Consider the following 22,864-nt stretch of genomic DNA (forward strand, 5'->3'; position numbering starts at 1 on the left):
CCCCTCGGAACTGGTTCACGGTCACGAATCCGACACCGGGACAACGACTCACACCCGACAGGAGAACACATGAGCACCCACGACACCCCTCTCCCCGCCCATATCCGCCGTCGATTCCTTCGCGTGCTGCTGTGCGCCGCCCTCGCCACCGCCACGGCGGCCGGTACCGCTACCGCCGCGCCACCGACCACACCGGCCCCCGGGTCCTGCCCGCGCTGGACGGCGGTCCTGGTCCCGGGTACGTGGGAGACCAGCCCGACCGCCATGGCCTCGTCGGCGGCAACACTCGATCCTATCGCCACCGGCCTCACCGCCCGCTACGGCGGCGACATCGACGTGCGTACGCTCACGACCGGCCCCGACACCACCGGCATCGCCGCGACTCTGACCGCGACCGTGGCCGGATTGTGCTCGGGCACACGGGTGGTGGCGGCGGGCCAGGCTCGCGGCGCCGACGCCGTCGCTGACCTCGCCACCACGATCGGCCACCACCAAGGACCGATACCAGCGGACCGGGTCGTGGCGGTCGGACTCGTCTCCGATCCCCACCGCGATCCCGCCACACCCCAACTCGGCACCCCCGCATCCGGGCAGGGTCTGGCCGGCCCGCGTCCACGGGACTTCGGTGAACTCGCCGACCGGGTCCGTACCCTCTGCGTCGAGGACGACCCGTACTGCGCGACCTCGCCCCAGAAGTCGCCCGCCCTCGCCGCGGTGGCCCGCGTCGCGACCTCGATCCCCGTCGAGCCCCGCCCCACCGACCCCGACCCGAATCCAGCCCCCACCACACCGACCACCACCGCGAGCCCCGCCTCGACACCGACACCCACGCCGACATCGGCGACGAGCGCGGCCCCGATCACCGGGCTCGACCCGTCGCGGGTACTCGCACAGGTGGTCACCGTGCTCGACGGGTTGTCGGGATTCACCGCGAACGTGCCCGCGATCGTCGATGACCTCGCCCGGCTCCCCGCACTCCTGGGCTCGGGCGACATCCCCGGCCTGCACCAGGTGGCCGGGGACCTCAACAACCGCTTCCACCCCCTGGTCGCCATGGCGGCCGGTATAGACCTGCGCCTGGTGGCCCGCGCCCTGACCATGGCCGCGCCGCTGGACACCACCGGTGGTCTCGCGGTCGCGGCCGAGGTCGTCGGGCTGCTCGCGGGCCTGGACATCACCCGCATCGCCGCCGCCCTCGGGCGGGCTCAGGAGGTGGCCTGGACCGCCCTCGCGGCGCTGGCCGCCGGTGACCCACTGACCGCCCTGCTCGCGGTGACCGACCTCGCTCCGGTCGCCACCGACCTGCTCGCGGGCACCGCCTCGGCGTTCACCGGCGGCCGGCTGCTCTCACTGGCCGACTCCTACACCGCACCCATCACCCCGACCACCGCCGGCTCGGCGGCCGGTGATCCGGCCCGCTACGGCGGCGACACGACCCCCAACACCCCCGCCGGGGACCACACGAGCGCCACGGCCGTGCTGGCGGACTGGTTCGACCACGCCATCGACCACACACGGTGAACCCGGGCACATTCGCCCGGCAGCCCGAAACAGCCGAACCCGCCACCGGATTCATCCCGCACGCCATGACGCCGCGATGCCCGCACCCTGTTCCGGGGTGCGGGCATCGCGCCGTCGTGGCCGAAGGTCTACCCGGGTGGCGGTGTCACGTCGGGTGCCGGCGGTGCGGCGGGCGCGGTGTCGCGCCCGTTGTGGTCGAGGCGCTCGCGCAGCGCGCGACCGGCGGCGGTGCGCGCGTAGTGCACCACGTGGTCGATCTCCCACGAGTCCGCGCACCGCTCACAAATGGTGATGCCGTGGTTGCATTTCTGCGGTGTCATCAGCAGCACGCGCCCGCACGCGGTGCCCTCGCGCGACCGCAACGACACGTACGTGTTTCCCGACAGCGTCGCCCCCTCGGCGACCGCGCCGTACTCGTCGTGAGTTTTCGTCCGTTTCATCACGCGCATCTGTTCTCGGCTCCTTGAAGACGTACCCGATATCGGTGCGCGAACCCCTCGACGGCGAGTGCCGTACTCGAGTCCGCTCATGGGAAACCAATCTCCGCGTCGCCGTGCGAGTCGGCCCGGACCCGCACGGCGCTCGATTCGAACAGCCGGTGAGATCGAGTGTCGAACCTCGATCGCACCAGCCGTCTTTCGTGTGTGGGTCAGCGGTTCATCGGGTCGCCGCCGGCACGGTGGCGGGTTCGGTCAGCGGGGCCGGGACCGCGACGGCGGGCAGCCGCCACGTCGGCACCAGCGCCGACAACTCGACCACCCCACCGTCGTCGTCGGGGTCGGTGTCGGGGGCCGGTGTCGGGTAGGCGGTGACGACCGCGCGGGCGGCGGTGTCAGGGTCGGTGTAGGTCAACCCCGCCAGCCGGCCGCTGGTGATGCGCACGGCGGTGGTGGGCAGATGGTATTCGGCGTCGGTGCGCTGCCAGCGGTAGGAGGTGAACACCGGCAGCCACGACACCCCGGTCGGGGCCGGGAAGCTCGAGAGCCGGCGGGTGGCTTCGGCGGTGACATCGAGCCACATCTCGAGGCTGTCGGGGGCGTGGGGGGAGGTGGCGAACACGGTGTGCAGGGCCGCCGCGATGGTGGCCGAGGCGTTGAGATCGAACACGGGTGGAACCTTTCGAGAAAGTCGAACGAGATGAGACGGGCCTGCCTCGGGGGACCCGGGGCGCGAGGCGCCCTCGGGTCCTTCGTGGGGCGGGTGCCGGTGGTCAGGCGGTGGCGAGGGTGAATCGTTTGGGGGCCTCGCACGTTCGGCGGGCGGTGCCGTCGGCGGTGAGTTTGGCCAGGGCGTTGTGGACCGCGCCACTGGACCGGTTCAGGGCCTTGCCGATCTGGTGCGGGGTGTGTTCCTGGTCGGGGTGATCGCGCAGGTAGTCCTCGACCTGTCCCCGCAACGCCCCCGAAGCCAACTTCTCCACCACCACCACCGCCGCCGTCGTCTCGTCCCCGCCCGCTGCCGGGTCCGGACCCGCCGGGGCGGTATCGGGGGCCGGTGGGGTGGTGTCACCGCTCGTGGGCGCGACAGGGGCCGATTCCGGCGGCACGGTAGCGGCTGCGGTGTCGGTGTCGGTGTCGGGTTCCGGTGACGGCGCGGGTTCGGTAGGCGCGGAGTCGGGTTCGGGTTCGGTCGGCTCACCGGCCACCGGTTCGGGCGTGTCATCGGCGATCGGTTCGGGTGCGTGGTCGGCGGTCGGTCGGTCGGCGGTCTCGGTGGTCGGTCCGGTGGTGGTCCAGGTTTTGGCCGCGCGGGGCGATTCGGGGTCGCGGTCGGAGCGGACGATCCCGCCGGTCTCCCATGCGGTGAGGATGCGGCGGACGGTGGACCCGGAAAGCCCTGCCGCACCGGCCAAGTGATCGGCGCTGGTCGCGGGATGGGTGTCCAACGCGGCCCACAACGCCTTCTCGGTGTCGGTACGCGGCGCGACGGACGCGCCCGCACCGGCCAGCCCGTCCTGCCCGCCGCCGCCGACCGTGGCGGCGGGGGCCGTAGCGACGGGGGCCGTGGCGGCGGGTGTGGTGGGGGCGGTGGGGTTCGGTTCGGTGGTGCGGGGTTTCGTGCGTTGGGCGCGGGTGGTGGTCGTGCTGTTCTTACGTGCGGACATGACGGGTTCCTTCCCCGGAATTCGGGATATCGGATGGGTGTTCGGTCATGTCCCGGCCGGGACGGAAACAACACCGGCACCCGGGGAACGCCCCGGGCGGGTTCGGCATCGCTTCCGTCCCCATGGACGCTCGATACCCGTGCCGCTGTCAAGCCGGTCACCGAAAAAATTTCCGGCACCCCGATTCCTCTCGTCACGCCGAAACACGAACCGCACGAGAGGGATTGGCCATCTCGTGTGGCTCGAGCGAGCCCGACACCGGGCGCGAGGGGCAGCGGCCCGGACGCGAGAGCGCCGCCACCGCGAGGCGCGGTGGCGGCGGGACACGGGCGAGGCGGTTACACCGGTACCGGGAGCGGACGGGCCACGCCCGCCCCCGGTGGTGGGTTACGCGTCGCGTACGGCGGTGGTGGCCGCGCGTGCGATGGCTTGGATGGTGGCGGCGGGGTCGGTCAGGGTGTGTACGGTGGCACCGCGCAGCGGTGTGGCGTCGGGGTCGTCGGGGGTCAGCCACAGCACCGCGCAGCCGGCGGCGCGCAGTCGGTCGAGGCGTTGTTGGGCGCGGGCGCGGACATGCGGGCGGAAGTAGCCGTCGGAGATCATCACCAGCAGGCGGGTGTTCTCCCCTCGCGCGAGTCCGAGGTGTCCGTCGAGGACGTCGATGGCCTCGTCGGCGACCTCGAAATAGTCGTCGGCCCTGAATTCGGTGACCTCGGCGGGTGCGGTGCCCGGTTCCACGATGGTCCGGACCTCGCGGCCGAAGGTGATCGTGGCGGTGTCGGCGGGAAGAGTCGCCAGGTGCGCGGCGCGGGCCATGATCCACGCGGCCGAGGCCACCGATTCGACGTAGTCCTGCATCGATAGGGACACATCACACGCGATACCGATCCGCAGCGGCGGTGTCGGTGTGACCTTGCGGGTGGTGCGGGTGAACATCTCGGCGGTAGGGATCGCGCCGGCGGCGCGTTGCGCTTCACGTGCTACCGCGCCGCGCATGCGCACCCGCCCCGGCGGCAGCACCGACCCGGACTTGACGACCGCGCGTTCACGGCGGCTCGCGGTGTCCAACGCGCGCGCCAAAACCCGTGCGGCGGTGCGTTCCTCGGGCCATGGCGGGCGGTGGGTGCGCAGGCGCGCCGATTCGACAGCCACCGCGATCATCACGCTCGCGATGGCCTCACACAACGCCTCGGCCAGCATCGAGTCCGGGTCGGGGTAATGACGCGACGGCGGTCCGACGAGGTCGACCCAGGCCCGTCCGAGCTCGAGCATCCCGACGGTGTCGGTATCGGCCAGGGTGTGGGCCTGTCGCCAGATCGCGCGCAGCGCCTCGAGTTTCACGGCCCCCACCACCGCCTCGACCGCCGCGAGCGCCGGCACCGTCTCGGTGGGGGTGAGGATCCCGGCGTCCACACGGGCCAGGATCAACGCCGCTACCTGCCCAGCGGCGTACGGGGTGGCCGGCAGGGTTTCCAGGGCCTCGGCACCGCCGAGGTCACCGGTGACGAACTCGAGGCTCGCCGCGCGCAACCAGTGCCGGTCGGTGGGACGGCGGCGGATCTGAGCGGCCTCGATCCGGGACTCGTCCAACAACTCGGCGGCATCGACCACGGCCGGGTCCGCCACGAGCGGCGCTTGCCATCGGGTGTGCGCGGCGTGGGCGCATTCGTGCACCAACGCACCCCACACCCCCGCGTAACGGGCGCGGTCGCTGTCGTGCTCCGGGCGCACCGTAGCCGGATCGACCGGCAGGCGCGCGCCGTCGAGTTCGATCGCCGCGCGGTGCGGGAAGAACACCGCCGGTGTGCCGTGGCCGGCACCGGGGGCGATCGTGACCGTGAGGTCGTCGCGACCGGCGATGGGCGGTGTGTGTTCGGTCAGCACGGCCGACAAAGCACGCCACGTGTGATCGGCGGGTGACAAGGTGGGGGCCGGTGCGGGGGCCGTGGTCGGGGTGGTGGGGGCGGTGCCCACGTGAACGGTCATGGCGCAGTGGTCCTTTCGGGGGATGGTGGGCAAGGGGGGCCGCACCGGCGGTCCGGCCCCCGCTTGCCCGGGAATGTCGGGGGCCGGTCAGGGTCGCAGGCGGTTGCCCAGCGACAAGGGCGACAGGCCGGTCCCGAACTCCGTTCGCACGACCTTCGCCACCACCGCGCGGTCCTCTTCGGGCGCGCAGCCGATCAGGTTCGCGGCGGCGGTGCGCTCGTCGGTCGCGGTCGCGATCTTGCGGAAGGCCAACAGTTCCCGCAGTTGCGGTGCCCATCCGATCTCGCCCTTGCCCTGTCGGGTCGACAGATCACGGGCCACCCGCACCGCCTTCGCGCTCACCCCCAACCCGGCGGCGAGGTCGTAGTCGCTCGAGACCTGCACCTGGAAGGCGAACCGCGAGGCCAGCGCATCCGACAGGATCGCGCCGTGCACGCCTGGGTTGTGACCCGCGCAGATGTAGAAACCGGATGCGGCGGTCACGACTTCGCCGCCGTTGGCCTTGATGATGATCTCGCGGCGTCCGTCCATCGCGGGATACACACACGAGAGCACCGTCGGCGGGATCAGGGTCGCGTCGTCGATGAACAGCACCCGCCCCTCACGCATCGCACGGACCAAGGGACCGTGCACGAAAACGAAAGTGCCGTCGGGTTTCTGGGTGTACTCGCCCACGAAATCGGCGACGGTGGTGTCCCCATCCCCTTGCACCGTGAGCAGGTCACCGAAAGCGGCCTCGATCAGACTGGTTTTGCCGGTTCCGGGCGGGCCGTACAACAGCACCGGCACCTCGGCGGCGCGCATCGTGCGCAACACGTCCACATCCGCGCTACCGGCCAACGTACGCGGGTGATACATCAACCCGTTCGGACGCGCCACCGGCCCGGTCGTCGGCGCTGCCGGCGCGGGGGCCGGCGTGGCGGCGGGTGCCTTACCGGTGGCGGACTTCGGCCCACCCTTGGTGGCCTTGGTGGCTTTCGCGGGCTTGGTAGCGGGCGCGGGCTTGGTGCCGGCGGGCGGGGGCGGTGTGGTGGGCGCGGGTTCGGCGGCGGCGGCGGTGCGGCGGTTGGCCTTGTAGCGGCGCGGGGAATCGTTGGTGCGCACGGCTTCACCGGCAGCGGTCAACGCCTCGAGCGCGTTACCGACAGCACCGGAGGACCGGCCCAGGTTCTTCGCGATCTCACGCGGGGAATGCTCGAGCTTCGGCGCGCCGGCCAGCGCGCCGGCCACCATTCGCCGCAATTCACCATTCGCCAAACGAGGTGCAGTCATTCCAACTCCTGAAAGGGATTCGAAACCCGAAATACGTACCGCCACGCGGATCGTGACATACGGGCAGCGACGCCGCCAATGGGATTTCATGGATTCCCCCGGTGAATTCCGGGGCACGTCACGACGCTAGCTCGGCTCGCGGCGAGTCCACAACCCGAAAATCGAACGAATTCCAGAAATTTCCGCGAGTACACCTGACGGGCAAAGCAAGACAAGAACGAAACGCGCCCAGCACCCCGACCCGAACCGACACATTCGACACCGACGACAGAAAAGAAAACAAACAGAAGGGACAGAGGATCAGAACGAGGAAACGACAGGCACTAAATGGACACAGAGAATCCGAGAGGCATATACAGCGACAATAAACAGGCGACGAGCGGACCCGTGACGCATGTCTATATAGCTTTGTATATAGACAATCCTGGATGACAACACGACGGGGATATACCTCCCCACCAGCGCAGATGCGGTCCGCACGTGGGGCGTTTTGATCGCCTCACGTAAGACCACCACCTAAGACCACCACGTAAGAACACCACGTATCGGCAGACCGAGATCGCGAACGATATCGCGGACCACTCGATCATTTTCGGCACGCTTCCGAGAAAGCATTCAACCGGGAGAATACAATTCTAAGCAGATTTCTTTCACGGGCTCGTGAGATAAACGACCACCCACCGCGACTATATGTCAATATTACATAGATCAGCTACTCGGACAACCGTTAACTATTCCCACTCGCATTAAATCGCGATATCGCGGTTTCGTCGCGCCGGACGACGACGGAGGCACGGTCGAGGTGTCTCTATACCTTTTTGTGGCGGAGGTCATCGAGGAGGCGTCGTGTCTCTTGGCTGGGTTTCTCGCCGATTTCGGCGAGTTTGTGGGTGAGGAGTGTGTAGGCGCGGCCGAGTGCGTCGTGTTCGCCGAGGCGGTGGTGCAGGCGCAGGATTTCTTGCCAGAGATGTTCGTTGTAGGGGTCGTTCTCGATGGCGGTTTCGAGCAGGCCGAGGGTGGTGTGCGGGTCCTCGGTGTGGGCGGCCAGCCAGCCCAGGGCGTTGAGGGTGTCGCGGCGGGCGGCTTCGCGGATCGGTTCGACCCAGGGGTGGGTGAGGTCGGTGGCCAGGGCGGTGCCTGCGTAGGCGGTGATCTCTCGGCACGCGGCGGCGCGGTCCCGGTCGTGGGTGGCGTGGCGGCGCGCGGCGACGGCCGCGCCGAACCGGCGGTAGTCGACGGTGACGCCGTCCTCGGACAACCGGTAGTGCAGGCGGTCGTTGGTCAGCACCGCCGAGACTCGGCCGTCGGTCGCGGCAGCGACGGCGGCGCGCAGGCGGCTCACGTTGTTGGCGAGTGCGCCGCGGGGCTGTTCCGGGGCGAGTTCGCCCCACACGAGATCGATCAACCGGTCCCGGCCCAGCCCGTCGGGATGCAGGGCGAGCACGGTGAGCAGTTCCCGACTACGAGGAGACAATCGCGCCGTGATGTCCACGCCCGGACCGTGTTCGGTCGCACGCCACACCAGTCGAGTCGGCCCGAACACCGTGATCGCCAGGCCGGGCTCGGCGGTATCGGGCTGCGGACCGGTCGACGCCGGACTCGGCGGAGCGGGACTCGGCGCCACGGGACTCGGTGGAGCGGAACTCGGTGGAGCGGGCTCGGGGCGAGGTGTCGGGTGTTCGGCGGTGCCGTCGTCGCTGCGGAGAGCGGGCGCGACGGGGATGGTGACAGGGACAGGGACGGGGGCGGGTGGGGGCGGCGCGGGGCGGGGGGCGATGGGGCGTGCGGGTTCTGGCGTGATGGTGGCCGGGTCGAGTCGGTAGACCGTCGGCGGCGGGGCTGGGCGACGGCGCGTTCCGCGATGGCGGGGGGTTGGCGGGTCGGCGGTGCGGGGACCGCCCCGGGGAGCTGGTGCGGGGGGTTGGAGTTGGCGGCGTAGGGCGGTGGATATGGTTCTGGCGGCCGGGAGCAGGTGGGGGCGGCGGCGTGGTGGGCGGGTGCCGTGCAGGAGTGCGCGGGCGGCGGTGCGGGCCAGGGGCAGGGTTCCCAGGATCGGCAGGGCCAGGGCGTGGGCGTAGTCGCCGTGCGGGGTCGCGCCGATGAGCAGCACGCCTCTGGCGCGGCAGGAGTCGGTGAGTCGGTGGATGCGGTGGGCGGCGTAGTCGGGGTCGGCGAGGTCGGCTCGCACGACGATCAGGCAGGCGTCGGCGGCGGTCAGGATCGGCGTCAGCGGCGAACCCGGTTCGGGGGCACCGCAATCGGCGAACACCGCCGCGCCCATCGCGCGCAGGGCGGGGCGCGCGTCGATGAGCAGCGAGCGGGTCAACCCGACACGGACACGGTCGCTGCGGCCGGGTGGGGCGGCCAGCAGCGCCACCCCCGAGGGCAGGAATTGCAGGTGTGCCGCCACCCGGTCGGCCTCGACCGGGGTGTCGGGGTCCACGGTGCGGGCCAGGCTCGCCGATCCCAGATACGGGTCGCCGCCGTTGAGGGCGGCCAGTCGCCCGCCGGCGAGGTCGGCTTCGACCAGGATCGAGGTCTCGGGACCGGGCCAGGTCCGGGCCAACGCGACCGTGGTGGCGGTGACCCCGACACGAGGTCCGATACCGACCAGCGCGATCAGCGGCCCGGTACTCGCTGCCCGAAACGCTGCGGTGGTGCTCATCCTTGGCTCTGGACGTTGCTGATCAACAGGGCCGTGCCCTCGCCGGGGCGGGTATTGACCAGTTGGAGGTAGTCGACACGCAAACCGTCCGGGTTCAGTTGCACCACATGAACATTCGCGGTCGAAGCGGAGATCGGGGTGACCGCGACGCAATGTCTGGCCCCGACCGGGACCGACGCGATGCCCGCGGCGAGGCCGTCACGGGTGATCCCGGCCTCGGGGGCGACCAATCCCATCGCCGCGTCGGGGTCACGAGTGAGGTAGTAGGCGGCCTGGAACGCGGCGATCACCCCGGCCACGGTGGCGCGATCCCCCGGACCATCGGTCACCACGGTGCCCGACAGGCCGGTGCACGCGCCCTCGCCGGGCGGGGTCGTGCTCGCCGCGGAGACGGGGATCGCGGTGCCGCGAGGCGGTTGCCGGGCGGTGTCGTCGGCGCGGGCGGCCACCACGGCACCGATCACGACAGCGGTGACGGCGATCAGCGCGGCCCAGGCCCGTGCCCGCCCCGACATCCGCCGCTCACCCTCACCGCCCTCCTCACCGCCCCACAGCCCGCCGGCGGTGGGCTCGGGAACCGAGTCCTCGGGTTCCGGTGTGAGCCATCGTGGTCGCGATCCCGGCTCGGGACCGGCCCCGGTCTCGAGTTCGAGACCGGGGCCGGGGTGGTCGTGTGTCGCGTCGAGATCGCCTTCAATGTCGGGGGTGGGCTCGGGTACCGCGTGGGGGCCGGGGGTGGGCGGCTGGTCCAGCCGTGCTCGGCCGTGAGCGTCATCGATCGGCTTGGGCGACCGCATCTCGCCTCCTCGGCAGTGGTCGTCGAATCGCGCGCCCATATCCGGGGGCGCGCGGTTGTCCCCCCGAGGCCCTGCCCGCGCCCGGCGCGGGGGATGCGACGAAAACCGGTCGCGGGCAGGGATTCCCCTCTCGTGGGGGGTCAGGGGTGGGGCGCGGGTCCCGGTGACGGGAGCGCATTGGCCTTGTTCGGTGGCCGGTCGGTGAGGTTGCGGCTCAACCGCACCAACACATCGGCACTCGCCTTACCGGCGGTGGCGAGGTGCCCGGCGTCGTACTCGCGCCAGCTGACCTCGGTACCGCGCTGCCGGTAGGCGATCAGGGTCCGGCGCCCCGAGTGCACCGGCACGAGCCCGTCACCGCCGCCGTGGTAGAGGTGGACCGGCACCACCGGCGCGGTGTGGGCCAAGGTCTCCAAGCTGAGGACGCGCCGCCACCAGACGTCGTTCCACGGATCGCTGCGTGTGCACCAGTGCGCCAACGGTTCCGGGAACCGTCGTGCGAGTTCTTCGCCGGTCAACGTCGCCGCGACCGCCATCGCGCGTAGGCCCTCGACGGTCAGGATATGGCGGAGTGGGAGTTGGTCGTAGGCGCGGGCCAGTCCGATCAACCCGGCCAACCCCAGGCCCGCGCCCGCGCCGCGACTGAACGCGGGCGCGAGCGCGGCCAGGTCGGAGACCACCGCCCCGGCGGCCACCCCCCGCAGATCCACCTCCGGGGCGTACCAGGGCTGCAGCTCGGCGGCGGCCGTCACCGCCCTCCCACCGTCGCCGTAACCCCAAGCCAGGACCGGGGCGAGGGGGACGTCGAGGTCCGCGCCGCGATACACCGCACGCACCATGTCCAGAATCATGCGCCCGCCGGCGCGGGCGGCGAGGAAGGTGTGCGGGCCGGTCCCCGACACCGCGAGTCCTTCCCCGTCGGGCATCGCCACCAACCAGCCCCGCGCCAGGGCAGCCTCGATCCCCGCGATCTCGGGTTCCGCACCGATCGCCAACAACTGCGACGGCGCGCACACCCCGCCCAGGCCACGGAAACCCGGGCTGTAGGCCAGGATCGCGGCCTTGCCCCGACGCGCGAGCTTGTCCGGCACGAGCACGATGCCCGAGGCGGGCACGAGTTCGGAACGGGTGTTGCTGGAAACGTAGAGCACCTGCCAGGCCCCCTCCACGCCGGTCAGCTGCGACACGAACACCGGCCGAGTCCGGATCAGGTCCCCGAGCCGGTAGCGGCGCAGGTCGGGCGGGGTGTAGAAGTCACCGTCCACCGAAGTCTTCTCGACAGACCCACTCCTACCGCTACCGTTGGTCGTTGTGGTGGTGGTTGTTTTGGTCATGATTGTGCTCCTGCGAGGTCGTGGGCGAGCGCGGTCAACCACGCCACCCCCGTAGCGAGTTGACCGGTGGCCGCGTAGCCGGTGTGGCGGCCGATCACGTCGGAATAGCGCAGCCACACAACCGGATTCGACAGATCGGCGTTCTCGGCCACCAGTTGACCGAACGCGCCCGAGAGTTGCCCGGCCAGCTTCGGGAGCTGGCCGATCGGGTCGGCGGCGACCACGCCGGTGATCCGGCCCCACCGCGCCGACGCGCTCGCGATATCTTCTGGGGTCGGTGGTGGAGTGCGGGGGTCGGCGGCCTCGGTCAACCGCTGCGCGAGCCCCGTTTCCGGGGCGTAGTCGACGACACCGGGATCGACCCGGAAATCGTTGTTCACCACCGTGGTCCAGGTGTCGCCGAGCACACCGGACAACACCGCCTGGATCGAGCCGAGCGCGGCGACCGGGTCGCGGAGATCGGCGCGTGCGGCGATGCCCGCGGCGACTCGCAACAACGCGGCCCGATCCGGTGCCGCACAGCTGAGGTCGCCCTCGACGCAGATGTCGGCGACCCGCCCGGTCAACGCCCCGTACCCGGGATCGGCTCCCGTACCGGCGATCCCGCCACCAGTGGCGGGGGCGGTGGTGATCGCGACCGTCGACACCGCCGCTCCCGAGGTCCCCGGAGCCGGGTCCGGGACGACTTGGCCAGGGCGACCGGGGATCACCGGGGTACCCGGCGCGCGGTCGGGGTCGGAGAACAACGCGACTCCCGCGACCCGCTCGGGCGGAATCGCCGCCTCACCGGTGCCGACCCGGCGCGCGAAGTCCGAGACCACATGCGCGCCTTGGGAATACCCCACAACGGCCAATGCCGTGGCGGGGCAGTCGGAGACGATCCGTTGCGCGGTGGCCTCGAGCGCGGCCACCCCGTCGGCGACCGAGGCCGCGTACGGGACTGGGTCACCCCCGGTCCCCACCGCGCCCCCGAACCCCGCCGGATAGGCGACGTAGGTGCGTTGCACCAGATGCGGGACGGCGGCGACCACCGGCCCCAACAACGCGCCCACCATGCCGGTATCGGCGGTCGCCGACGCCGTCGTGGAGGACTGACCGGTGCCCTGCACACCCAACACCCACAACACCGGACACGGCCCCGACACCGGCGGTTGCGCGACGACCGATCCTGAGGCGCACACCGTGCTCGCGCACGCCGCGGTGAGCACCGTCGCGGCCAAGAGACGAACGCCGGTCACGGTTGCCCCACCCCGGCACCCGCACCGAACCCCGCGCCCACCGTGCCACCGGCCAGCGCCCCCACACCGCCCACGGGCAGCGCGGCCACGATCGCCCCGGCCACGGCCCCGGCCGCAGCGCCCAACGCGGTACCGGCGACACCGGAGGTGACCGGGCCGATCACCGGCACCGGCACCACCACACCCAACGCCGCACCCGCGACACCTCCCACGGTGCCCCCGGCCAGACCGCCGGCGACCGCGCCCGCCACCGCCGCCGGGGCACCGGCCAGCGCGGCTCCGATCACGCCACCGACACCAGCCCCGGCGATGGTGGCACCGGCGACGCGATCCGAACGCCCGGCCGGGAGCCCGACCGAGTCCAGGAACGTCGCGGCCTGGGCCTCGGCGTCGGCGGCGATGGTGTTGACCCCGTCGCGGAGCTCGGGAGGCAACTCGGGTGGGTAGTAGAACTGCTGGGTACCGATACGGATCGTGTCCGGCGGCGGCTCGATCGGCGCGACCGGGGCCACCGGCTCCGGGGAGTGCAGGTCGATCACCGCCACCGACGGGGCCGGGTCCGGCGCGGGCACCGGACGGGGCACCGGCCCGTTGCGCACCTCGGGAGGCTGTACCGGATACACCGCCGGATCGGGCACCACCACAGGCGGTGGAGGCGGAGGTGGTGGTGCGGCGGTCGAGGTTCCGGGCTGACGCGGGGTCGTGACACCGGGCTGATCCGCGATCGGGTCGACCGCGACGGCCGTGGCCCGCAACGCGATCGGCGTCAGCGCCACCGCGAGCACAACGACAGCGAGCGTGCGGCCAACCCACGGCAGCCCCACCGTACGCACCGACAGCAGTGGTGTGGCATCCGAGCATTCCTTGTATCCCGGTCGCGTTCGTGCGGCCTCGCCGGCGGAGTGTGTGTTCCCGTTTTCGTGCATGACGAATAACCCCTTTCGAGGGGGAAAGGTAAGAAAGGTGAGAATTCAACGACCGCGCGCGAGTCGCGCGCGAGAAGGAATCGAAGTCCCCGGCCGCACTACCGCCGGCCGGGTGACCCCGAAGTCGCCCAATTTGGGGGCCTCGTACCTCTTGTCAGAGGAACGCGAGCGCGATACTCAGTGCCTGCGAGGCCGCCGAGAGCAGATTCGAGGCCAACGAGGCCCCGGCGTCCAGTAGCGACAAGATGCTGTAGATATCCATGGTCTTCCCTTTCGAACGGTTGCGATTGCCCTACCATCACACCGCCGAAAACCCCTGTCGCACCAGGCTTTCGAGGGACACAATTTTTACTAGCAGAATCCGTGTCCCTCACCGCGAGAGGCCGGGCCTGCGGCGATGGACTAAAGGGACACGGATTCTGTCAGTAAAAAACCTCCCGACAGCGAACCCCCAGCGAGCACCTATTCCGCGAATACGCCACACATCCGAACGACACTCGGTGGCTACTTGTCGGCTAGCCCACGGAAAACATCGTTGGCGAGATGATCTTTCTCTGGTATGAACGAAAACAGCTCGGGGAGAACAACCCTCCACCGTATCCGGTGAGGGAGGTAATACGAAAGACATAGAGGGAGGGCTGCCGTGACCCGGACGCCGAACCGAACACCCCACCACCGACTACCTCGCGCCAGCGAACGCACCTCGGGACTACCCGACCTGCGCTGCTGGACACAACAGATCCGCGAGCGCCACCACCTCACACGCCCACCGGCCGCCCGCCGCCTACAGATCAGCAAGAGCCTGCTCAAGCAGATCGAAACCCGTCCCGAACCGCCCACACCCGAAGCGGTCGCACTGCTGATCACCGGCTACGAACTCGACACCGACCAGACCCGCTTCACCCGCGAACTCGCCCGCCGCCCCGTCGTTCTGCCGTCCCTGACGCAGCTGCGTACTCGAATCGCCACCCCCGCGCGGCAGGCACGGCTCGACGGCCTCGACAGCGACGGAGTCCTCGCCGCCTACACCGACCCGCTGTGGCACTTGATCGCCGCGAATCAGCGCTTCCGCGAGGCGTTTCCCGGTCTCGAGGACTTCGACGACAACCTCGCCCTGTGGTTCTTCCAACCCGGCCGCACCGCACCCAGTTCCCGCCAGGTCGTCGTGGACCGCGACGGCTTCGCCGCCTACCTGGTCGCGACACTGCGCCCCGCCTTCGGCGTCCACCGCGAATCACCACGAGCACGCGAGTTCTTCGACCTCCTCGACGCCGGCCCCGAATTCCGGACACGCTGGGACACCGACAGCATCACCGTCGCCTACGGCCGCCGACCCGACGATCTGCTCCGCCTGCGCGACCTCGACAGCGGCGAGCGCTACGACCTGACCCTCGATCTCGGCCCGCTGCGCGCCGACCCAACGGTCCGCTTCAGCGTCGGCTACCGCCGCCACCACCCCGACCGACACGGCCCCGGGGTCGGAACGCCACCACCCCTGTAGGCATCCCGCGCGAACCTCCCTTAAGACGCGCTCCGAGCACACACCCGCTTCTTCCGGGAAACACCTGGAAGCGATCCCGCGCGTCCACACACCCACTCGACCAGGAGTCACGACCATGACCAAGCCCAGTCCCCACCCCCGACCGACTCACCACCACGACCACGCCACCGCGCCCACCCGCCTCGCCCGCTCGCTACGACTATCCCAGAGACAAGACGGCTGAGATGCGCAAGATCCGCCCACCGGCCGGGATACCCGTTCTCCACGAAACGGTGGAAACCCTACGCCTCCAACACCATCTCACCCGCGAAGCCCTCGCCCGCCTCGCCGACATGCCCCTGTCCACCGTCGACCGGATCTGCCAGAACCGCCACCGACCCACACCAGCGAACCTCACCAAACTCCTGCGCGTGCTCAACCTCGACACCTGGCAACACCGCCACCTACACGAACTCTTCGAATCCGCCGCGCCCCTACCCTCCACCGACGAACTACGCGGGCTCCTGAGCGGCCCGGCGATCACCGACCACCTCGACCACTACGACAACCGCGACATCCTCGTCGTCTACTTCGACCCCCTCCGCACCGTCCTCACCGCCAACCGCGCCTTCCACCGCGTCGTGCCCGGCCTGGAACACGTCGAGGACAACTTCGCGCTCTGGCTGTTCACCCCCACCGCCCGCACCATCCTCGACAACTGGGAAGCCGAAGCCCTCCGCCTCGTCACCACCCTGCGCGCCGCACTCGGCCACCACCGCGACTCCCCCCGAGCACACCACCTCTTCCGCCAACTACGCGCCTACCCCGAATTCAACCGACTCTGGGAAACCACCGCCGGACACGTCACCTACGGCCGCCGCCCACCCACCCCCATGCACCTGCACACACCCGACACCCACGAACACCGAACACTGTGCTTCGAGGTGCACGAATTCGGCGGCCACACCGACATCCACGTCATCCACGCCACCTACGACCCACCCGCCCCCACCGGCTGAACTACAAGTCCGCGCTGGTGCACGGCCGCGCCCACCCAGGGCACGAGCAGACACCGTCCCGGCGAACGGCGCGAATCCGGGAAACACGCCGCCGATCCGGGGGGTGCCAGGCACCTCGGCTCGCGGTTAGTCGCCCCGTCGTGTCCGCGATCATCGGCAATCGGTCGCACGTGCGGCTTCCTCCAAGGTGATCGCGGCCCGTCCGGGAACTACTCCCCGGACGGGCCGTCTCACGTTCCCGCCGAATGGCGCACGGCGCTACGAGCCACCCCCGCCACCAGGGGCTGCCCCCGGCGGGGCACGCTTTGGCCGTCTCAGCGGCGGCGAGCGTTCCGGCGACGCACACGTGCGATATTCGCGATGCCCGGTCGGCGGCGAGTCGCATCGCTGCGCCGCGATCGGCCGATCGCCCGACGAGGCGGCACCGATGGCGTCTCCGTGTCGGAGCGGTCATCGCGCGACGGAGGGACAAATATCGCCGACCTTCCCCGTTCCAGCTCTCCGACGGCTTTCACGATCCCTGGAATCCGGGTGATGAAACAGACCGCCACACCGGAAGTGAGCAGCATCGAAGCGTTGACCGCCTCCATCGCCCCACGACCGGCCAGGATCGCGACGATCACCACATGCCCCACGATGATGATGCCCACAATGGTCAAAATCCGCTTCCCGAGAAGAGTGAGCCGTATCCCCTGAGTCTCGTACTGCTGGCTCGACGGTGTACCGAAATCGGGCAGGGTGGAACTTGAGCGGTTGTTCAACTCGTCGCCTCCGCGCTTACTCGTGTACCGGCACCGTCGCAACGATCCGGCAGGGTTGTCACAATGCATAGAAGCCCACAGATGCCCTCCGCGCAAGCACTCGAAGCAACCTCGCACGGATGAATTCCTTTGTCCCGCAAGATTACTCGCGAGTATCTTACCGTTGGGTATCGAATCGCAATACTTCTCGACAGAAATTTCCACGTTACTTCTGAGTAATGCGAGAGTGTGCCTGGATAGACTCGCCGTGTCGACCCGCCAAAAGGTCTTCAACACCTCGGCGTTTTTGGTGTCGAAAAGAGCAAAGCAAACAAACAAAATCGGCAGTCAAGGGGGCTGGAACTCACGTCGGGACCGCCGCACTCTCGTGCGACTCTCGAAGCGATCCGAACAACCGGTTCTTGCCGTGGGCCGGTAGACTCGCCGGCTTGGACCTGCGCGTCTGGTAGCCCGTGCGCGGCCATTGCGGTCGCGGCGGGCCGCACGAGTCGTTAGCGCTCGCCAGCCTGGGCACCGCCCGCACCACCCTCCGCATCGGGCGAGCCCAGTAAATCGTCTGGGCCGCTATCGAAGCCCTCGCCGCGCGGGTGACCGCGAGATCGACCTCGCGAGCACCCGCGCTCACTCACTGCTGCCATTCACGCGAGGTCAGCAATTCGCGAGAATTCGATCAACTCTCTCGTAGTCTGTCGGACCCACGTGTTCTACTGCACGAGAGGGGATCTCATCGTCGGTTGAGGAGTTGGTGGCGGCTCATGGTAGGGAATTCCGCGTCGGGACTCGGCGCATACATCCACCAGATCGTGTGCCCGCGGTGAGGACTGTTCGTGGTGAGCGCAGCGAGGCTCGGGCGGACTTGCTGGCGGCGGTCGCGGGGATCGAGCACGTGTTGGCTGGGGCGGCCGATCGTGGGGAGAGCGATCGTCTGGTGCCCGCGCGGGCGTTGACGGCGTTGCGCGAGTCGGGGTTGTTGGCCGCGCTGGCACCGAGGGAGGTCGGCGGGTTGCAGGTGGATCCGGTGACGGAGATGGAACTCATCGAGGCTGTCAGCGCTGTGGATGGTTCGACGGGGTGGTTGTTCTGGGCGTTGGCGGGCAGTACGGCGCGTGCGGCGTCGATGCTGCCCGACAGTGCTGTCGCTGAGGTGTTTCCGGCGGGTGGCCGGTTTCCGTTGATCGCGTTTCAGGAGCGCGGGTTCGGCAATCGGCTGGAGCCGACCCGGTCCGGGGTGCGCGTCGATGGGTGGTGGCCGTTCGGCACAGGGGCGCAGTATGCCGATTGGGTACTGACGATCGGCCGCTGCGCGAGCCCGCACTACTGCCCCTGGCCCGAGACACCGCAATTGGCGGCGGTGGTGCCGGTGGGTGAGTTCGAGGTCGTGGACTGCTGGGACGGGGCGGGTTTGGCGGCGACCGGCACTGTCGACTATCGCGTGCGGGATCTGGTGGTGCCGTGGTCGCGGGTGTGGCCGTATCCGGTCGCCGGACCCGAACGCGGCGGGGCGTATTTCGGGTTCCGCCGTGCCGCGATCAAACATCTGGGTTTCGCGCTCGGAGTGGGACGGGGCGCGTTGCGCGCCTTCACTTCTCATGTGCGCGAACGATATCGGGGCACTCGGCGGTCGATGCCCGATGGGCTGGTGACCGAGTTGGCCAGGTCACGGTTGGCATTGGACGCGGCCCGCGCGCTGGGCATGGAGACGGTATCGGGGTTGTGGTGGCAGGCATCGGGTTCGGGTGGTGTGGAGGAGGCCACGTATCGGCGGGTTCGGGCGGTGGCTCGTTCGGCGACCGAGGTGGCGTTCGAGATCTGCGCGCTGGTGGCCCGCTACGGCGACAGCGGGATGTTGGCCCGTCAGCACTACAGCCAGCGTGCGCTGCGTGACATCGTCGCCGGTTCCGCGCACGGCGAGATGAGCGTGCGGGCGCTCGAGGAGTTCGGGCGCGATCTGCTGGCGGGGGAGGGTGTTCGGTGAACCGGAGCGTGGTGACGGCGCTGCGGCCGAGCTATCCGCCGATCGTGGCCGCTCGCGGTGGTCTGTTCACCGTGGCCGACGGCCACGAGTTCATCGACTTGTCCGCTCAGACGTTGAACCTCGCTCTGGGACACGGGTTCTCGCCGGTGAGTGCGGCGGTCGCCGCGCAGGCCGAGAAGATGGAGTTCGCGTCCTCGCGGTTCGCCAGCGTGCCGTTCCTGGACTTGTGTGACCGGTTGGCGAGCCTGGCGCCCGTCGAGATCGACACGGTCGCCGCGAAGTTGACCAACGGCAGCGACGCGGTGGAGACCGCCGTCAAGCTCGCACTCCTGCACACACGACGTCGTCGGATCGGGTGTCTTCCGGGCGCGTGGCATGGTGAATCGTTCTTGACCTTGGGGCTGGCGACGACGCACCGGGGTCGGGCCGTGAGTGACGCGTCGCTGGCGGTGGCGGCCGAGGAACCCAGCCTCGCGGCGTTGACCCGGCTGGTCGAGGCTCGCCGCGACCTCGCCGCGGTGGTCGTGGACCCGGTCATGGTGGCTCATGGGCTGCCCGAGGGGGATGTCGGTGCCGAGATGCGGCGGTTGCGGGCCGCGTGTGACCGGTCCTCGACGCTGCTGGTGACCGATGAGGTGCAGTCGTTCGGGTGGCTGGGCGAGCACCTGTTCAGCTGCGAGTGGACCGGCGTGATACCCGATATCGTCTGTCTTGGAAAGGCATTGGGCGCGGGCTATCCGCTGGCCGCTGTGCTGGCGCGACGCGATCTGCGGGCGGTGCTGCAATACAACGACGCCGAGTTCACCGGCGGCGGACACCCGGTCTCGTGCGCGGCGGCGTTGGCGGGACTGGACTACCTCGACGCCCATCGCCTCGAATTGTCCGATCGCGCGGAGAGATTCGGCCTGTTGCTGGCCGAACTGTTCCCCCGGGACCGTTTCGAGGTGCGACAGGCCGGGCTGATCGGGTCGGTGACGCTGCGCTCACCGCGCCTGGCCGAGACCTGGGCCGTACAAGTGGCGGCGCGAGCCGCCCAAGCCGGGGTGTTCGTCCGGCTGACCGATCGAGGTCGGCGGTTGTTGATCAAGCCGCCGCTCGTGCTGGCCGAGCCCCACCTGCGCGAGGGACTGTCGGTGCTCGCGGCGATCAGCACGGCCACCGCCACCGACCTGGACACCGTGTGCACCTCGGCGCATACGCACTCCGAGGACGGGCGGCGTTGTGTCGTTCGTCGTACCGTCCGGGCTCACCCGCACCTCGGATACGTGGACGCGCTGCTCAGGACGGCGGCACCGGGTGTTCAGCCGCTCGGCCGTGGCCCTCGCCAGCAGCACGAGCTGAGCGTCGGTTTGGACCGTATCGGCGTCTGCGCGGCGATCTGCTACGTGGTCGAGGGCGTACAAGCGGTCGATCACGGCTGGGTACCGGGTCGGGCGTTGTATGCGGTGCTGGCCGATCCCGGTACCGATCCCGATCTGATCAATGGGCTGGTGCTGCGGCACTACGAACTCGTGATCCGGGCTCACGATCACGGTATCGTGATCGGAGACCGGTGGGCGGGTAACGCTGTCGTCACCGACCGGTCGCAAATAGTGCTCATCGATTTCGAACTCGGCTACAGCGGTCCTCACCATGAGGCAGCCTCGTTCGAGGAAGCGTTCACGATCCTGCAAACACTGGTGTGTATCCCGGCAGAGAACCCCGTCCGGGAGAATCTGCTGTCACGGCTGCTGGACTCGATGGTGGACCGGCACGGTATCACCCGCTGCGCGCAGGTGTGGGCGCGGTTGGCGGAGTTCTATCGAAATCCGGCACGCCCGGTGCATGGCGGCTCGGATACCGCGCTCGCCTACGCGGGGTTACTGTGGGCCGCATCGTCGCGGCTGACTCCGCAGACCGATTCTTGCTCGTAGACCGACGGAGGAACCTACCGAATATGTGCGGCATCGTGGGGATGACCTCACCCGAGAACATCGTGACCGGGCAGACCGCCGACCAACTGTCGGTGCTGGAATATCGAGGGTACGACTCCTGGGGCCTGGCCTGCCTCACCGAGGACACCCTGGCTGTGGTCAAGGACACCGGCTCCATCGGCAAAGCGCTACGAGAAGGACGGTTGAGCGGGCTTCCCGACGCCTCCCTGGCACTGGGACACACCCGCTGGGCCACCCACGGCGGCGTCACCGCAGCCAACGCGCACCCGCACCTGTCCTACGACCGGGCCGTGGCCGTCGTGCACAACGGCGTCATCGAGAACCATCAACAACTGCGACGCGACCTGGAAGCCTCCGGAGTCACCTTCGCCAGCGACACCGACTCCGAAGTCGCCGCGCACCTCATCGCCCGCCATCTCGAACACGGCGCCTCGATGCGCGACGCCATCGCCGCCACCACCGCGACCCTGTCGGGTGAGTACGCGCTCGCGGTGATCAGCGTCACCGAACCCGCCACCGTATGGGGAGCCAAACACAAGAGCCCTCTCGTGGTCGCCTTCGACGGGCAGCGCGGCATTCTGGCCTCCGACCAGATGGCACTCGACGGCATCAGCAACGATGTCCTGTTCCTCGATGACGGCGACATCGTCGCCGTACGCGCCGACTCCGCCGAGGTCTACGCCGCCGTCCACGGGTCCGTGCAACCGGTGACCCGGGCCTTCACCCGGCTGACCGGGCGGCAGGAACGCGCCGACAAGGGCCAGTACCCGCACTGGATGATCAAAGAGATCCACGAAACCCCGACCGCTGTGACCGCCGCGTCGAGCTTGCCCGCCGAGCGGTTCGCCTCGGTCCTGCCCCCGGACCGCGCGGTCACCCTCATCGGCGCGGGTAGCGCGTTCTACGTGGCCTCGATGGGCCAATACCTGCTCAAGAGCCTCGCCGGAATACGAGCCAGCGCGTTGCCGTCCGACGAAGCCGAATATCTGGCAGTCCTCGGTCCCGGAGACCCGCTGATCGCGGTCTCGCAATCGGGCGAGACCTTCGACACCCTCGAGATCTGCCGCACCGCCCTCGCCGCGGGCGCTGTCCTCACCAGCATCTGCAACGTGCCCAGCTCCACCCAGGAACGGCTCGCCACCCACCGACTCCCGCAAGGGTCCGGCCCCGAGATCTGTGTGCTGTCCACCAAGAGCATCGTCAGCCAGGTCGTGCTCTTGGCCCGGCTCGCCCTGGAAACCGGGCGCGCCAACCGAACGTTGAGCGCCGAGCGGTACGCCGCCCACCAGGAGTCACTGGAGCGTCTGCCCGACACCTTGACCGAGTTCATCGCGACCGCCTCGACCTCGGTGCAGGCGTTGGCCGCGAAATACAGCCACGTCGGGGACTGGTTCTTCCTCGGACGCGGCATCCTCTACCCGGCCGCCTGCGAGAGCGCGCTGAAGTTCAAGGAAGTGAACTATCACCACGCCGAGGGCATGGCGTCAGGGTTCTTCAAACACGGCACCATCTCGCTGATCGATGAGCACTTCTACACCGTGGCGCTGTTGCCCTCCCACACCGACGACCCCGACCGCTACGCGGCCACCCTCGCCGCCGTCAGCGAGATCGCCGCACGCAAAGGCCCGGTCATCGGCATCGGCCCCGCCGACCTGCCCGCCGACGACCTCAACACCTTCGTCGAATACCTGCCCCTGCCCTACCACGGCGACGAGATCGCCGACCTGATCATCCAACTCGTCGCGGGCCAACTCCTCGCCTACTACTGCGCCCTCGATCTGGGCCGCGAGATCGACCAACCGCGCTCGCTCGCCAAATCGGTCACCGTGCGCTGACAACCGCATCATCAAGG

17 protein-coding genes are annotated in these 22,864 nt (G+C 69.5%); 6 read left to right on the forward strand and 11 right to left on the reverse strand.

The features are described from left to right. Window positions 1–69 precede the first annotated feature (69 nt). A complete protein-coding gene (locus IT779_RS15520; protein ID WP_196150000.1) occupies window positions 70–1,521 on the forward strand; it encodes a cutinase family protein in 1,452 nt (483 codons plus the stop codon). 128 nt (window positions 1,522–1,649) lie between these two features. Here IT779_RS15520 and IT779_RS15525 read toward each other — a convergent pair whose 3' ends face one another. The 10 genes from IT779_RS15525 to IT779_RS37825 form a co-directional block, all read right to left on the reverse strand. Further along, window positions 1,650–1,961, reverse strand: a complete 312-nt coding sequence (locus tag IT779_RS15525; protein ID WP_196150001.1) for a hypothetical protein — start codon at window positions 1,959–1,961, stop codon at window positions 1,650–1,652. Window positions 1,962–2,178: 217 nt separating this feature from the next. Further along, window positions 2,179–2,628, reverse strand: a complete 450-nt coding sequence (locus IT779_RS15530) for a hypothetical protein (protein WP_196150002.1) — start codon at window positions 2,626–2,628, stop codon at window positions 2,179–2,181. Window positions 2,629–2,731: 103 nt separating this feature from the next. Next, window positions 2,732–3,625, reverse strand: a complete 894-nt coding sequence (locus IT779_RS15535) for a MarR family transcriptional regulator (protein WP_196150003.1) — start codon at window positions 3,623–3,625, stop codon at window positions 2,732–2,734. A 387-nt stretch (window positions 3,626–4,012) separates the two neighbouring features. After that, window positions 4,013–5,611 carry a hypothetical protein gene (locus IT779_RS15540; protein WP_232541760.1) on the reverse strand — a complete coding sequence of 533 codons (1,599 nt, stop codon included), beginning with the start codon at window positions 5,609–5,611 and terminating at the stop codon, window positions 4,013–4,015. Between the two features lie 87 nt (window positions 5,612–5,698). Then, window positions 5,699–6,883 (reverse strand): AAA family ATPase, encoded by a 1,185-nt coding sequence (locus tag IT779_RS15545; protein ID WP_196150004.1) that lies wholly within the window; start codon window positions 6,881–6,883, stop codon window positions 5,699–5,701. 808 nt (window positions 6,884–7,691) lie between these two features. Then, on the reverse strand, window positions 7,692–9,548 hold the full coding sequence (locus IT779_RS15550) for an AfsR/SARP family transcriptional regulator (RefSeq protein WP_196150005.1): 1,857 nt from the start codon (window positions 9,546–9,548) through the stop codon (window positions 7,692–7,694). Continuing rightward, entirely contained in the window at window positions 9,545–10,345 is an 801-nt protein-coding gene (locus tag IT779_RS15555; RefSeq protein ID WP_196150006.1) for a hypothetical protein, read from the reverse strand. The genes IT779_RS15550 and IT779_RS15555 overlap by 4 nt, the downstream gene beginning before the upstream one ends. Window positions 10,346–10,485: 140 nt before the next feature. Then, entirely contained in the window at window positions 10,486–11,679 is a 1,194-nt protein-coding gene (locus IT779_RS15560; protein ID WP_196150007.1) for a lipase family protein, read from the reverse strand. Further along, entirely contained in the window at window positions 11,676–12,917 is a 1,242-nt protein-coding gene (locus tag IT779_RS37820; protein WP_196150008.1) for a cutinase family protein, read from the reverse strand. Before IT779_RS37820 ends, IT779_RS15560 begins: the two co-directional genes overlap by 4 nt. Next, entirely contained in the window at window positions 12,914–13,750 is an 837-nt protein-coding gene (locus IT779_RS37825) for a hypothetical protein (protein ID WP_196150009.1), read from the reverse strand. Before IT779_RS37825 ends, IT779_RS37820 begins: the two co-directional genes overlap by 4 nt. Before the next feature lie 736 nt (window positions 13,751–14,486). Between IT779_RS37825 and IT779_RS15575 the strand changes: the two genes are divergently transcribed. Together IT779_RS15575 and IT779_RS15580 are read left to right on the forward strand one after the other, a co-directional pair. Next, window positions 14,487–15,344, forward strand: coding sequence for an MmyB family transcriptional regulator (locus IT779_RS15575; protein ID WP_196150010.1), 858 nt, complete (start codon window positions 14,487–14,489; stop codon window positions 15,342–15,344). A gap of 272 nt (window positions 15,345–15,616) precedes the next feature. Then, a complete protein-coding gene (locus tag IT779_RS15580; RefSeq protein WP_332838812.1) occupies window positions 15,617–16,342 on the forward strand; it encodes an MmyB family transcriptional regulator in 726 nt (241 codons plus the stop codon). A gap of 314 nt (window positions 16,343–16,656) precedes the next feature. Here IT779_RS15580 and IT779_RS15585 read toward each other — a convergent pair whose 3' ends face one another. After that, entirely contained in the window at window positions 16,657–17,103 is a 447-nt protein-coding gene (locus IT779_RS15585) for a hypothetical protein (protein WP_196150012.1), read from the reverse strand. An 814-nt stretch (window positions 17,104–17,917) separates the two neighbouring features. Between IT779_RS15585 and IT779_RS15590 the strand changes: the two genes are divergently transcribed. From IT779_RS15590 to glmS, 3 genes are read left to right on the forward strand one after another with little or no spacing between them, the layout of a single operon-like run. Then, window positions 17,918–19,078 carry an acyl-CoA dehydrogenase family protein gene (locus tag IT779_RS15590; RefSeq protein WP_196150013.1) on the forward strand — a complete coding sequence of 387 codons (1,161 nt, stop codon included), beginning with the start codon at window positions 17,918–17,920 and terminating at the stop codon, window positions 19,076–19,078. Beyond that, window positions 19,075–20,991 carry an aminotransferase class III-fold pyridoxal phosphate-dependent enzyme gene (locus IT779_RS15595; protein ID WP_196150014.1) on the forward strand — a complete coding sequence of 639 codons (1,917 nt, stop codon included), beginning with the start codon at window positions 19,075–19,077 and terminating at the stop codon, window positions 20,989–20,991. Before IT779_RS15590 ends, IT779_RS15595 begins: the two co-directional genes overlap by 4 nt. Before the next feature lie 23 nt (window positions 20,992–21,014). Continuing rightward, the gene (gene glmS / locus IT779_RS15600; protein WP_196150015.1) at window positions 21,015–22,847 is read left to right on the forward strand and encodes a glutamine--fructose-6-phosphate transaminase (isomerizing); all 1,833 of its coding nucleotides are present in this window, start codon (window positions 21,015–21,017) and stop codon (window positions 22,845–22,847) included. Window positions 22,848–22,864: the final 17 nt, after the last annotated feature.

It is taken from the genome of Nocardia bovistercoris, assembly GCF_015674855.1.
Classification (GTDB): Bacteria; Actinomycetota; Actinomycetes; order Mycobacteriales; family Mycobacteriaceae; genus Nocardia; species Nocardia bovistercoris.